Origin of the sequence: Enterococcus sp. S183_ASV_20 (assembly GCF_018919685.1) — a bacterium.
Classification (GTDB): domain Bacteria; phylum Bacillota; class Bacilli; order Lactobacillales; family Enterococcaceae; genus Enterococcus; species Enterococcus faecalis.
In genome coordinates this window covers 1-13,100 of sequence record NZ_JAHLRI010000062.1, presented here as the reverse complement: position 1 = coordinate 13,100, position 13,100 = coordinate 1, and the positions used below count along the sequence as shown (strand labels likewise).

At 37.5% G+C, this 13,100-nt stretch carries 14 protein-coding genes and 1 other annotated feature; of the genes, 9 read left to right on the top strand and 5 right to left on the bottom strand.

Annotated elements, in window-relative coordinates; genetic code table 11:
• Window positions 1-131, top strand: a 131-nt coding sequence (locus KQI94_RS13520) for an alpha/beta hydrolase (protein ID WP_216454507.1), incomplete at its 5' end; no start/stop codon positions are given.
• A gap of 92 nt (window positions 132-223) precedes the next feature.
• Here KQI94_RS13520 and KQI94_RS13515 read toward each other — a convergent pair.
• Window positions 224-946, bottom strand: a complete 723-nt coding sequence (locus KQI94_RS13515; protein ID WP_002368815.1) for a MurR/RpiR family transcriptional regulator — start codon at window positions 944-946, stop codon at window positions 224-226.
• A gap of 77 nt (window positions 947-1,023) precedes the next feature.
• On the opposite strand from KQI94_RS13515, the gene KQI94_RS13510 reads away from it, so the two are divergent.
• The 3 genes from KQI94_RS13510 to KQI94_RS13500 are packed head-to-tail and all read left to right on the top strand — an operon-like array spanning window position 1,024 to window position 4,611.
• Window positions 1,024-2,652, top strand: coding sequence for a peptide ABC transporter substrate-binding protein (locus KQI94_RS13510; RefSeq protein ID WP_002368816.1), 1,629 nt, complete (start codon window positions 1,024-1,026; stop codon window positions 2,650-2,652).
• Window positions 2,653-2,665: 13 nt separating this feature from the next.
• Complete coding sequence (locus KQI94_RS13505) at window positions 2,666-3,769, top strand: M20/M25/M40 family metallo-hydrolase (RefSeq protein WP_002356417.1); 1,104 nt, start codon at window positions 2,666-2,668, stop codon at window positions 3,767-3,769.
• Window positions 3,766-4,611, top strand: coding sequence for a M55 family metallopeptidase (locus KQI94_RS13500; RefSeq protein WP_002368817.1), 846 nt, complete (start codon window positions 3,766-3,768; stop codon window positions 4,609-4,611). Before KQI94_RS13505 ends, KQI94_RS13500 begins: the two co-directional genes overlap by 4 nt.
• A 64-nt stretch (window positions 4,612-4,675) precedes the next feature.
• On the opposite strand, the gene sdaAA is transcribed toward KQI94_RS13500, so the two are convergent.
• Both sdaAA and sdaAB read right to left on the bottom strand, forming a co-directional pair.
• Complete coding sequence (gene sdaAA / locus KQI94_RS13495) at window positions 4,676-5,548, bottom strand: L-serine ammonia-lyase, iron-sulfur-dependent, subunit alpha (RefSeq protein WP_216454504.1); 873 nt, start codon at window positions 5,546-5,548, stop codon at window positions 4,676-4,678.
• Window positions 5,549-5,570: 22 nt separating this feature from the next.
• The gene (sdaAB, locus tag KQI94_RS13490; protein WP_002414070.1) at window positions 5,571-6,239 is read right to left on the bottom strand and encodes an L-serine ammonia-lyase, iron-sulfur-dependent subunit beta; all 669 of its coding nucleotides are present in this window, start codon (window positions 6,237-6,239) and stop codon (window positions 5,571-5,573) included.
• 375 nt (window positions 6,240-6,614) lie between these two features.
• On the opposite strand from sdaAB, the gene lsa(A) reads away from it, so the two are divergent.
• From lsa(A) to rplL, 5 genes are all read left to right on the top strand, one after another.
• Window positions 6,615-8,111, top strand: coding sequence for an ABC-F type ribosomal protection protein Lsa(A) (gene lsa(A), locus KQI94_RS13485; RefSeq protein WP_002368819.1), 1,497 nt, complete (start codon window positions 6,615-6,617; stop codon window positions 8,109-8,111).
• A 122-nt stretch (window positions 8,112-8,233) separates the two neighbouring features.
• Window positions 8,234-8,656, top strand: coding sequence for a 50S ribosomal protein L11 (gene rplK, locus KQI94_RS13480; protein ID WP_002356424.1), 423 nt, complete (start codon window positions 8,234-8,236; stop codon window positions 8,654-8,656).
• A gap of 111 nt (window positions 8,657-8,767) precedes the next feature.
• Window positions 8,768-9,457: a 50S ribosomal protein L1 gene (gene rplA / locus KQI94_RS13475; RefSeq protein ID WP_002356425.1), complete on the top strand. Its 690-nt coding sequence runs from the start codon at window positions 8,768-8,770 to the stop codon at window positions 9,455-9,457.
• Window positions 9,458-9,519: 62 nt separating this feature from the next.
• Window positions 9,520-9,649, top strand: a sequence feature (ribosomal protein L10 leader region).
• 130 nt (window positions 9,650-9,779) lie between these two features.
• A complete protein-coding gene (gene rplJ / locus KQI94_RS13470; protein ID WP_002356426.1) occupies window positions 9,780-10,280 on the top strand; it encodes a 50S ribosomal protein L10 in 501 nt (166 codons plus the stop codon).
• Between the two features lie 62 nt (window positions 10,281-10,342).
• The gene (rplL, locus tag KQI94_RS13465; RefSeq protein WP_002356427.1) at window positions 10,343-10,711 is read left to right on the top strand and encodes a 50S ribosomal protein L7/L12; all 369 of its coding nucleotides are present in this window, start codon (window positions 10,343-10,345) and stop codon (window positions 10,709-10,711) included.
• A 250-nt stretch (window positions 10,712-10,961) separates the two neighbouring features.
• Here rplL and KQI94_RS13460 read toward each other — a convergent pair whose 3' ends face one another.
• The gene (locus KQI94_RS13460) at window positions 10,962-11,834 is read right to left on the bottom strand and encodes an LPXTG cell wall anchor domain-containing protein (protein ID WP_002368820.1); all 873 of its coding nucleotides are present in this window, start codon (window positions 11,832-11,834) and stop codon (window positions 10,962-10,964) included.
• A gap of 319 nt (window positions 11,835-12,153) precedes the next feature.
• Window positions 12,154-12,984: an AraC family transcriptional regulator gene (locus KQI94_RS13455; RefSeq protein WP_002368821.1), complete on the bottom strand. Its 831-nt coding sequence runs from the start codon at window positions 12,982-12,984 to the stop codon at window positions 12,154-12,156.
• Window positions 12,985-13,100 lie beyond the last annotated feature (116 nt).

Sequence of the window (13,100 nt, the reverse complement as noted above, 5' to 3'; positions counted from 1 at the left end):
TGCTAAGACAGCGAGGAACTCAAGTCACTAGCCAGATTATTAAAGGAGAAAATGCACAACATAGCCAATTACATGAAAATCCTGAAGTAGATCAATTGCTAATTGAATTTCTATGGCCGAGTAAAAAATAGCAAAAAGGCACATGTTCCATAAAAAATGGAACATGTGCCTTTTTCTATACTTTGGCTAGCGAAATAGCTTTTTTCAGCTATAATAAATAAAATTATTTATTTTTAGGAGATATTGGAATGGAATCCTCATGATTTAAATAAGCACAAATCAAGGCTTCAAAGATGATTAATGTTTGGCCAAAAAACATTTGTGGCTGAGCGACACTTGTTGAAAACGGGCTGTAAGAGTCAGTTGAAAAAACGAGATCTGCCAGTCGACCAAGAGTTGAATTTTTGGCGCCAACAAAAGAAATGATAGGATGTTTTTTCTCTTTCGCAAGCAGAGCTGTTTCTTTTAAGTATTTTTCTTCACCAGAATGTGAAAGGATGATAAAAAGAAAATTCTGATTATTTTGACTATTTATCGAATGAGTATGGGCTGTTGTGATGCTGGGGATGCCATGAAAATTGAAAACTTCACTAATGTAAGCCGCCAAATGTCGTGAAAAGTCATGACCTAAAATAACAAATAAATGACTCTTGTGTTTGGCAAGCAGTTGACAAAACTCGTTGGTTGTTTCAAATGAAGGCGCTGTTTCAAAAGGGATTGGCTGAGAAAAATGGGCTTCTTTTAATTTGTAAATAAGTTCATTATAACCTGATAAATTTAATTTTTTGGCTAAACGAATGATGGAACTAGGCGAAGAAAAGCAGTGTTTGGCAACTTCTCGAATACTCAAATCGGCCGCGTTCGTACTTTGTTGATCCAAATAATACAAAATCTGACTTTCTGTTTTTGTTAAATGATACGTTTCTTTTAAGTAATCTAAGTTCATGAGCAAACCTCCTTTATCAGATTATAAATAATTTTGTGGGAAAAAGGTATCAAAAAATAAAAAAATGAGGTGTTTTTATGAAAAGTGCAACAAAGCAAAGGCTGTCTTTGGCAGCAATCATGGTTCTACTTCTCTCGGGCTGTGGAAGTGTTGGGAAAGAAACCAAAAAGCAAGAACAACAGGTATTACGGGTCGGGATTGATTCGGAATTATCAACGGCAGACGTGTCGTTGGCAATGGATAATACCGCAGCAGATGTAATGAGTCAAGTAGGAGAGGGACTTTTCTCCTTTGACGAAAAAGGAGAAGCGAAACCAGCATTGGCAACTGAAAAAGTACAGCCCTCCAATGATGGTTTAAGCTATACTTTTACGATTCGAAAAGATGCAAAATGGAGTAACGGCGAGCCAATCACAGCCAATGATTTTGAATACTCTTGGAAGCGCACAGTGGACCCAAAAACAGCTTCCCCGCAAGCGTATTACTTTGAAGGGATAAAAAATTATCGTGCTATTGTTGACGGTGGCAAATCTAAAGAAGAGTTAGGGGTAACAGCCATTGATGACCATACCTTGGAAGTAGAGCTAAGCTATCCTATGAGTTATTTTCAACAATTATTGGCGGTACCAGCTTTTTATCCTTTAAATGAAGCATTTGTCGAAAAAACGGGCAAAAACTATGGTACATCAGCTGAGTCAACACTTTACAATGGTGCCTTCACATTGGAAGGTTGGGATGGCACGAATAATACTTGGTCCTATGTGAAGAATAAAAATTATTGGGATCAAGCGAATGTTTCGCTAGATAAGGTGGATGTCCAAGTAGTTAAAGAAGTCAATACTGGGAAAAATCTTTTCGAAGGGAAAGAATTAGATGTTGTAAAAATTTCTGGAGAAATTGTTGCACAAGAACAAGGCAATGCAGCTTTGAAAATTCGTGAAATTCCTGGAACGTATTATATCCAATTAAATACGCAAAAAGATCTTTTGGCAAATAAGAATGCACGTCGAGCAATAGCATTATCATTGAATTCTGAGCGTTTAGCTAAAAATGTTTTAAATGATGGCTCAAAAAAAGCACTTGGCTTCGTGCCAACAGGTTTCACTAATCAAGAAACGCAAAAAGATTTTGCAGAGGAATTAGGAGATTTAAATCCTAGTGAACCAGAAAAAGCGAAAGAGTTATGGCAAACGGCTAAAAAAGAATTAGGAATTGAAAAAGCAGAGCTAACGATTTTAAGTTCGGATACAGAAAATGCTAAAAAAATCAGTGAGTATGTTCAAGGAGCTTTAGCAGATAATTTAGAAAATTTAACAGTCAATGTTTCGCCAGTTCCTTTTAATAATCGTTTAGAAAAAAGTCGCAGCGGAGATTTCGACATTGTGGTTGGTGGCTGGACGCCAGTATATGCTGATCCAATCGATTTCTTAAACCTATTGCAATCAAAAAATTCCAATAATTTTGGTAAATGGTCTAATAAGACCTTCGATCAGTTGCTTCAAGAAGCAAACGTAACTTATGCAAATAAATATGAAGAACGTTGGAAAACATTACAAAAAGCGGATCAATTGGTTGCGGAAGAAGCACCCCTAGTTCCTCTTTATCAATTAACAGAAGCACGCTTAGTGGACGATTCTGTCCAAAATTTAGTCTATGGTCCATTAGGTTCAGGCTATTACAAATCAGTCTCTATGAGTGACAAGTAAAGGTTGGGAAAAAATGAAAAAAAGTCAAGCTGTTCAATTAATTCAGGAACTTTCAAATGCTAATGGTGTTTCAGGTTTTGAAACAGAAGTCGTTAGAATCCTTCAACACGCAACTGCGGATTTTACTATTCAACGGCTAGATGCCATTAAAAATTTATATCTTGAGAAGAAAAATAATCTAAGTGAAGGTCCAGTTGTGCTTTTTGATGCTCATAGTGACGAAGTGGGTTTTATGATTCAAGCAATTAAAGAAAACGGCTTGTTGCGTTTTCTTCCGTTAGGTGGCTGGGTCCCTAATACGATTTCTGCACAAAAAGTTCGGATTCGTAACCGGGAAGGCACCTATCTGCCAGGCGTAGTTACTAGTCGGCCCCCTCATTTTATGACACCAGAGGAACGTCAGCGGCCATTAACCATTGCTGATTTGACGATCGACATTGGTGCTACCTCAAAAGAAGAAGTAATTGAAACGTACAAAATCGATCTTGGTGCACCGGTCATTCCAGATGTGACGTGTTGTTACAACGAACAGACAGATCTTTTTTTAGGAAAAGCTTTTGATTGTCGCATTGGCTGTGCTTGCTTAGTGGATGTCATGGAGGAGTTGAAAGAAGAGACGCTTCCATTCAAGTTAGTTGCGACAGTAACTGCACAAGAAGAAGTTGGCGAAAGAGGAGCACTTATTGCCGCAAAGCAAGTCAATCCTGATTTAGCTATTGTTTTCGAAGGCTGCCCGGCTGATGATACGGCAGAAACGCCAGAGATGATTCAATCAGCAATGGGAAAAGGACCGATGTTACGTTATTTTGATGTTTCTATGATTACGAATCCGGAATTTCAAGAGTATGCACTAGAGATTGCTAAAATACACAAAATTCCTGTTCAAGTTTCTGTTCGAAGTGGTGGTGGAACCAATGGCATGGCGATTACACAAGTTCAAGGAGCCCCGACGATTGTTGTAGGAATTCCTGTCCGTTACGCTCACACACCCCATTGCTATGTGGACTTTCAAGATTACCAAGCGGCGAAAGAATTAGTCATTCAATTAATCAAAAATTTAGACGCCGACAAAATTCAAGCACTGGTTCAGCCATTGTCAAAGGAGTGGAACAAATGAAGATTTATGTGTCATGCGATATTGAAGGATTAGCAGGTATTGCGACATTTGATATGGAAAAAGAAGACACCGTTTTATTCCGAGAATTATATCACCAACATGTGGCTTGGTTGATTGAAGGGATTCAACAGAGTGCCAAAAATGAACAAATTACAGAAATTACTATTGCCGATTCGCATAGCCGTGGATTGAATTTAGCTTATGCGCGCTTGGCAGAAATGGATGAACGAATTTCCTTAGTGAGCGGCTTTCCTCGCATGGATTATATGATGAGTGGCTTGGATAGTAGCTATGATGTAGTCTTTTTCTTAGGTTATCATGCCGGTATTGGTAAACAAAAAGGGAATATGGATCATGGGTATAGCGCTAGTGTTGCTTATGATTTAAAAATAAACGACTTAGCGATGAATGAAACGACAATTAATGCAGCTTACGCTAGCGAATTAGGTGTCCCTGTTGGTTTAATTATCGGTGAATCAGGCTTAGAGGAACAACTTTTTCAAGAAAAAATGATGCCCGAAGTTCCCTTTGTTTCCACCAAAGAATCTCTGGGACGTTATGCAATCAAAAATAGACCCATGCAACAAGTTCGGGAAGCTATCGTAGCGACTACAAGTCAGGTGTTAACTTCCTTTGCGTTGTCTGAATTACCCCGATATGCCTTGCAAACACCAGCAACTGTAAAATTGCAATGTGTGACGACAGCACAAGCAGATCGTATTGAAATGTTACCAATGATTAAACGCATTGATGGTAGAACCGTTTCATTTGTGGGTGAAACGATGAAAGATGTCATGAATGGAATTGTCGCTGTGGTTGGTTTAGGCGGAACAAGTTATTAAAGAAGAAGCTTACGGAAAAAACGAATGGACGTTTTTTTCTGTAAGCTTCTTGCTATAGTTATTTCTATTTTTGTTTCTCTAGAATTTCTTTGCTTAAACGTTGTGCAGTTGGTGTCACCGCAAGACCGCCTTCAGCGGTTTCCTTGAAAATTTGTGGCATTTGGCGACCCACTTGGTACATTGCGTGGATGACTTCATCTGGTGGAATGACACTTCGAATCCCCGCTAAAGCCATGTCAGCTGAGATGAAGGCTTGAGAAGAACCTAATGCATTTCGCTTCACGCAAGGGACTTCAACAAGTCCCGCAACAGGATCACAAATGAGGCCCATCATATTTTTTATCGTAATGGCCACAGCTTGAGCAGATTGATCAGGCGTACCGCCAGAAGCCGCAACTAAAGCGGCACTTGCCATTGCACTAGCAGAACCGACTTCAGCTTGACAACCACCTTCGGCACCACTGGTTGAGGCATTATTGGCAATCACTAAGCCAAAAGCCCCAGCTGTAAATAGAAAATCCAATTGTTGCTGATGCGTTAAATTTAAGCGATCAATAACTGCCAACAAGACGCCAGAAACTACTCCGGCACTGCCTGCGGTTGGTGTAGCACAAATCAAGCCCATTTTTGCATTAACTTCATTAACAGCAATCGCATTTCGCACGGCTTGTAAAATGGTCTCACCGCTTAAAAAGTTGCCTGAATGTATGTAATCATTTAAGCGGGTTGCATCGCCACCAGTTAGCCCTGTTACTGAGGTAACACCAGCGATTCCTTCAGCGACGGATTGTTTCATAACGGCTAGATTTTTTTCCATTGTTTCAATAATTCGTTCACGAGAATACCCGCCATGAGCCATTTCTGTTGCAATCATTAATTCGCTCACAGAAGGGTAATCTTTCGCTTGAGCTACCAAATCTTCAATTGAATAAAACATCGTATTACTCCTTTACGTTCATTTAGTCAAAATAGTTAACGCTATATATATGAGGGATTTCAGCTAATTGCATGACAATGTCACCGACTTCGGCTTGATCAACTTCAATAATCATAATCGCTTTTTCCCCTTTAGATTCTCGGGTAACGGTCATTGTACTAATATTGATATCGCTAGCTGAAAGGATGTTGGTCACCTTAGCAATCATGCCAGGAACATCTTGATGAACAACGATAAATGTTGGCGTGCCCATACTTAAAGACAATTTGAAGCCATTTAATTCAGAAATTTGAATGTTTCCACCACCAATTGAAATTCCTGTCACAGATAGTTTTCGGTCGCCAGAAGAAACCACAATTTTAACGGAATTAGGGTGGTCTGCTTTTTCACTTTTAGGAATAAAACAAACTTCCATTCCTTGTTCATAAGCAATTTCCAAAGAATTGGCTAGTTGCTCATCATCTGGTTCCATACCTAAAAGGCCGCCAACTAAGGCGATATCTGTTCCGTGACCACGATAAGTTTTGGCAAAAGACTCATATAAATAAATGTCAACGCTATCAGGTTGCTGTCCAAAAATACTCCGAACCACTTTTCCAATTCTTGCCGCTCCAGCTGTATGAGAACTGCTTGGACCAATCATAACGGGTCCGATAATATCAAAAACACTATTAAAGCGTAACTCTTCCATTTCAGCACCTTCTTCATTAGAATATGTTTTCATTGGAAGTCTAACACAAAAAATGGCGGGGAACTAGGCAATCGCTTGTGTTTTAGCGAATAATTTAAATTTTTATCAGAATGAAAGCAAGGGGCCTTCGTTGACAAATCAGTGAAGAGATGCTAAATTCTAGATAATAAAAGACGAAAAGAGGGATTCGTGCGTTGAAAATTTAAGTTAATTTTTTAGAGAAACTGTATAACTTTGCCTGAATATAACGGGTGGAGTGTGCGGATTTTCGGAAATTAGCTTAAAGAATTCAGCCACGGGTCTTTTTGTATACCTTGGATTGATGCCGCTGATTTCCGTAAAGCTGCATCAATTTTGCTTTATGGAGGTATATTTATGTCGAAAATTGAACTAAAACAACTATCTTTTGCCTATGATAATCAAGAAGTATTGCTTTTTGATCAGGCAAATATCACGATGGATACCAATTGGAAATTAGGATTGATTGGCCGCAATGGCCGTGGGAAAACAACCTTATTAAGATTGTTACAAAAGCAGTTGGATTACCAAGGAGAGATTCTTCATCAAGTCGATTTCGCCTATTTTCCACAAACAGTTGCAGAAGAACAACAGCTCACTTATTATGTCTTACAAGAGGTGACTTCTTTTGAACAGTGGAAATTAGAACGAGAATTAACGCTTTTAAACGTTGATCCTGAAGTTTTATGGCGTCCCTTTTCTTCTTTATCAGGCGGCGAAAAGACGAAAGTTTTATTAGGTCTTCTTTTTATTGAAGAAAATGCCTTTCCTTTAATTGACGAGCCAACAAATCATTTAGATCTAGCTGGCAGACAACAAGTGGCTGAATATTTGAAGAAAAAGAAACATGGATTTATTTTAGTCAGCCACGATCGGGCATTTGTTGATGAAGTGGTCGACCATATTTTGGCGATTGAAAAAAGTCAATTGACACTGTATCAAGGGAATTTTTCTATTTATGAAGAGCAAAAAAAATTAAGAGATGCTTTTGAACTAGCAGAAAATGAAAAAATCAAAAAAGAAGTCAATCGCTTGAAAGAAACCGCTCGTAAAAAAGCGGAATGGTCGATGAACCGTGAAGGTGATAAGTACGGCAACGCTAAGGAAAAAGGAAGCGGGGCGATTTTTGATACAGGAGCCATTGGTGCCCGGGCAGCGCGCGTAATGAAGCGCTCGAAACACATTCAGCAACGTGCCGAAACACAATTAGCAGAAAAAGAAAAACTATTAAAAGATCTGGAGTATATTGATCCTTTGTCAATGGATTATCAGCCAACGCATCACAAAACATTATTGACGGTGGAAGAGCTTCGTCTAGGCTACGAGAAAAATTGGCTATTTGCGCCAATTTCTTTTTCAATAAATGCGGGAGAAATTGTCGGAATAACAGGAAAAAATGGCTCAGGAAAATCGAGCTTAATTCAGTATTTATTGGATAATTTTTCCGGGGATTCAGAAGGCGAAGCCACTTTGGCTCACCAATTAACCATTTCTTATGTGCGCCAAGATTATGAAGACAATCAAGGAACTTTATCCGAATTTGCAGAGAAAAATCAGTTAGATTACTCCCAATTTTTAAATAACTTACGAAAACTTGGGATGGAGCGCGCCGTTTTCACTAATCGAATTGAACAAATGAGTATGGGGCAACGGAAAAAAGTAGAAGTAGCCAAATCATTGTCTCAATCAGCTGAACTTTATATTTGGGATGAACCCCTTAATTACTTGGATGTGTTTAATCATCAACAATTAGAAGCGCTAATCTTATCTGTGAAGCCTGCAATGCTAGTGATTGAGCATGATGCACATTTCATGAAGAAAATAACAGATAAAAAAATTGCCTTGAAATCATAAAAACATCTTGAAAAAGTAAAGGTAATCCTGTATAGTAATAGGGTATGTTTTAAATGTACGTTGAGTGGGAGGGGAAATCTCAACCCCATTAACCACGCACGAGAACTTAAGGAGGTATTTTCGTGGCTAAAAAAGTAGAAAAAATCGTTAAATTACAAATTCCTGCGGGGAAAGCAACACCAGCTCCACCAGTAGGTCCAGCGTTAGGTCAAGCAGGTATCAACATCATGGGATTCACTAAAGAATTCAATGCTCGTACAGCTGACCAAGCAGGCTTGATTATTCCAGTAGTAATCTCTGTATATGAAGATCGTTCATTTACATTCATTACTAAAACACCACCTGCTGCAGTCTTATTGAAAAAAGCTGCAAAAATCGAAAAAGGTTCAGGTGAACCAAACAAAACTAAAGTTGCAACAGTTTCAAGCGATCAAGTGAAAGAAATCGCTGAACTTAAAATGGCAGACCTAAACGCCGCTGACGTTGAAGCAGCAATGCGCATGGTTGCAGGAACTGCACGAAGCATGGGTATCATCGTAGAATAATTTTTATTCCACACTTACTCAAAGAAGTAGCTTCTCAGTTCGTTTCATATTTAAAGATATGAAAGACGTGGGAGGTACAACCGTTATAACCACAATCAAGGAGGAAACAAAATGGCTAAAAAGAGCAAAAAAATGCAAGAAGCATTGAAAAAAGTTGATGCTACAAAAGCTTACTCAGTTGAAGAAGCAGTAGCTTTAGCAAAAGATACAAACATCGCGAAATTTGACGCAACAGTTGAAGTTGCTTACAAATTGAACGTTGACCCTAAAAAAGCAGACCAACAAATCCGTGGAGCAGTTGTGCTTCCAAACGGAACTGGTAAAACACAAACTGTTTTAGTATTCGCTAAAGGCGAAAAAGCTAAAGAAGCTGAAGCTGCTGGTGCAGATTTCGTAGGCGACGACGACATGGTTGCAAAAATCCAAGGTGGATGGTTCGACTTTGACGTAGTTGTTGCGACTCCTGACATGATGGCTACAGTTGGTAAATTAGGCCGTGTCTTAGGACCAAAAGGTTTAATGCCAAACCCTAAAACTGGCACTGTAACAATGGACGTTACAAAAGCTGTTGAAGAAGTTAAAGCTGGTAAAGTAACTTACCGCGTTGACAAAGCTGGTAACATCCACGTACCAATCGGTAAAGTTTCATTTGATAACGAAAAATTGGTTGAAAACTTCAACACAATTAACGACGTATTATTGAAAGCTAAACCATCAACTGCTAAAGGTCAATACATCAAAAACATTTCAGTAACAACAACATTTGGACCTGGAATCCACGTTGACCAAGCTTCTTTCTAATTTGAAAGAAAATAATTAAAAAATTCTTGACTCACTCACTTACCCTATGGTAAAGTGAGTGAGGTTAATAATTAACTGTACCGAAGACAGTAGGTGACGCAAGTCTTAATTTCCTACCGAGGACAATTGTTGAGTTATATACAATTCGGTCCCTCTATGTCTACGGTGGCATGGAGTTTTGTTGTTTTACACGACTTTTTGAAAAAAAGCCGATGTAAAGCAATACTTGGCGAACGAAGTGAGCGAAGTTTCATTTGATTCTTCTACTTTACATAACGTAAACCAAGTCCAACTCCACCATCAAAATCAGGAGGTGAAATAAATGAGTGAAGCAGCAATCGCTAAAAAAGAAACCCTAGTTCAAGCAGCCGCTGAGAAATTTGAATCAGCAGCATCAGTTGTAATCGTGGACTACCGTGGTTTAACAGTTGAAGAAGTCACTAACTTACGTAAACAATTACGTGATGCAGGCGTAGAAATGAAAGTCATCAAAAACTCAATCCTTTCTCGTGCAGCTAAAAAAGTTGGTTTAGACGGCTTAGACGAAGTCTTTACAGGCCCAACTGCTGTCGCATTCAGCAACGACGATGTAGTAGCACCAGCTAAAATCATCGACGAATTTGCTAAAGATGCAAAAGCATTAGAAATCAAAGGTGGCGTCATCGAAGGAAAAGTTTCTTCAGTGGAACAAATTACTGCGTTGGCAAAACTACCAAACCGCGAAGGTTTACTATCTATGCTATTATCTGTATTACAAGCGCCAGTCCGCAACGTGGCTTACGCTGTCAAAGCAGTGGCAGAGAAAAACGAAGAAGTTGCTTAATTGCAGTCTAATTCAAACAAATAAAAAACAAACAATTTTAATTTAAATGGAGGAAATTCAAAATGGCATTAAACATTGAAAACATCGTTGCTGAGTTAGAAACAGCAACTATCTTAGAACTAAGCGAATTAGTTAAAGCTATCGAAGAAAAATTTGACGTATCAGCAGCAGCTCCTGTAGCAGTAGCTGGACCAGCAGCAGGTGGAGCAGCAGAAGAACAAACTGAATTCACTGTTGAATTAACAGCAGCTGGCGATCAAAAAGTTAAAGTTATCAAAGCAGTTCGTGAAGCAACTGGCTTAGGCTTGAAAGAAGCTAAAGCTGTAGTTGATGGCGCTCCTGCACCAGTTAAAGAAGCTGTTTCTAAAGAAGAAGCAGAAGCTTTAAAAGCTGCTTTAGAAGAAGTTGGCGCTTCAGTAACAGTAAAATAATTCATTCAACTTTTGAATGTTCGAGAACCCTTGTGTTGCAAGGGTTCTTTTTTATTAAGCTTTTAAATGGTGGTAAAGTTAGTGAATTGATTGTCAAAATAATCTTTTTGTTTAATAAAGATAAGCATTCCTAGCTAAAGAGAAAATCCAGAGGATCTTAACCTCTGGATTTGATAATTTTCTATAAGTTCTCGTTACCAATATTATTTGATAAAAAGCAAATTATTTAAATAATGACTGAATAGTAGTTCTACTTCTTTTTATTTTTTATAATGAATATACTAACTAAAGATAGTAAGATGATTCCAATGATAGTAAATAAAACTGATTTTTTTTCGCCAGTACTGGGAAATATCCCCTTTTTGTGCTCGATTGAACTTGATGTAGTAGCTTTCTTCGAACTGCTCGTAGTTGTTTGTAATGTAGATTCTGTATAAGTAGTATCCGAAGAAACACTTTCAGCACTTTGATTAATTGACGTATAATCGTTTGCTTTTATTTTATCTGCCATTGATGCTAAACCATAATCACCACGGACATCAGATGGGTAATTTTGGTTAGCGTAGTCTACCTTGACTTGATTAATTAAATCGACGAGTGTTTGATCGCTTAAATTATTTACAACATCACTATTTAAATCATATACATAAATTAACGAAAGTCGAATTTGAGGTAAATAATTTTTTAAGTCATCAATCGTTAATGTTGAGTAATCTGTAGAGTAGGAGTCCTCCGGGATAGGTTTCTCACCATATAATTTAGTAATCATTCTCGCTGTTCCACTGATGTCTTGGTTTGCAAAATGAAACGAAACTTTTTTTGCGTAGTCCAGTTCGTCATCAGATAAACGATTTATCAAGGTTTCTGTTAAACCATACATACCTACGTAATTAAGAAGTGTTTGACGAAGCGATGGAAGTTCCTCGCTTTCAGCTGTAAGTGCTGTTGAATCAGTTGAAGCATTAATTGTTGTTGCTGAAGTTTCTTGAGTTAAAGAAGTAACTGTTGACTTTTCCACAGAAGCTTCATTAGCCGAATCTTCTGCCCATACATTAGAAACTGATAGTGTGGTAATCGAAACAAAACAAAAGAGTCCTAAAAACATTTTTTTCATTTTAATCATTCCTTTCGTTACCTATTGTAACATTTTTGAAATATTTTTGTAACAATTAAATATTAAGAAAAGCTTAAGAATATATACTAGGTGATAAAAAATATAAATTTTAAACTATTAATCTATCAAAAATACGATCCGTAGAGACTATTACATTAGTTTCAAAATATTTCAAAGGTGTTGGTTAAAGAAGTACTGTATTCGCTTAATGGTAGTTTCGAGTAAATTAGTCATTATATAAAAGATTGACAAGTATGCTGCATAGCGAAAACTTCGTCAATCTTTTAAAAGGATAAAAATACAGATTTAAGAATAATGACAATTTGTTTTAAGTCAAAAACTGTTGACGATATTGTCGAGGTGTCATCTCTTTTTTCTGGAAGAAAAATTTTGAAAAATAAGAAGGTGAAGAAAAACCTGCTTCAAAACTGATTTCCGTGATGGTTAAGGAACTTTTTCTTAACAGAGAACAGGCTTTTTGCAATTTTAAGTTTTGTACATAAATACTAGGATTTGTTTGTTCATAACGCTGAAATAGCTTAAATAAATAGCTACGATCAATGTTATACTCAGAAGCTAATTGACTAATTGAAAGATTGTTTGAAAAATTTTCGTGAATATCCATTTTAATTTGGTTAAATAATTGTTGGCTTTGGTTTTCGTGCTGTGTAACGGAATGATGCTCTAGATAATTCAACAATTGAAAGCTTTCACTTAAACTGCCAAAATGATTATGTTTCTTCGCTTCTTGGTAAATATTTTTAAATAAACTTTCTAATTTCTTATCAACAGTTCCTTTTAAAATACAATTTTCGGTAGTCAGGCCTATTTTTTCTAAATACTGAGACGAAAGATCTCCAACAAAACCGACCCAATGATAGGTCCAAGGATTTTGCCGATTAGGATAATAAATATTGCGACAATTGGCTGGAATCATAAACAAATCGCCAGCGGTAATGTGTTGTTTTTCCATAAAGGGTGTTGAAAAATAACCTTCACCATCGCTACAATAATGCAAAACCCAATAATTAATAGGGGCAAACTCAGTTGGTTTTGTCGGGCGGCATTTTTCATAGCCAGCTTCATAAAGATGAAATTCTTGGCTAATAGGTTGATCATTAATCAGGATGCTGACATTATTTGTAAAAACATTTTGCATGCTATCACCTCTTTATAAGAGTATGTAAAGGCTTTCTAAAAGTCAACATCTTTACAAGAAATAGGCAACATTTTTTATTTTTAAAAAACTGTAAGCGTTTTACAATGTGTGAGTAC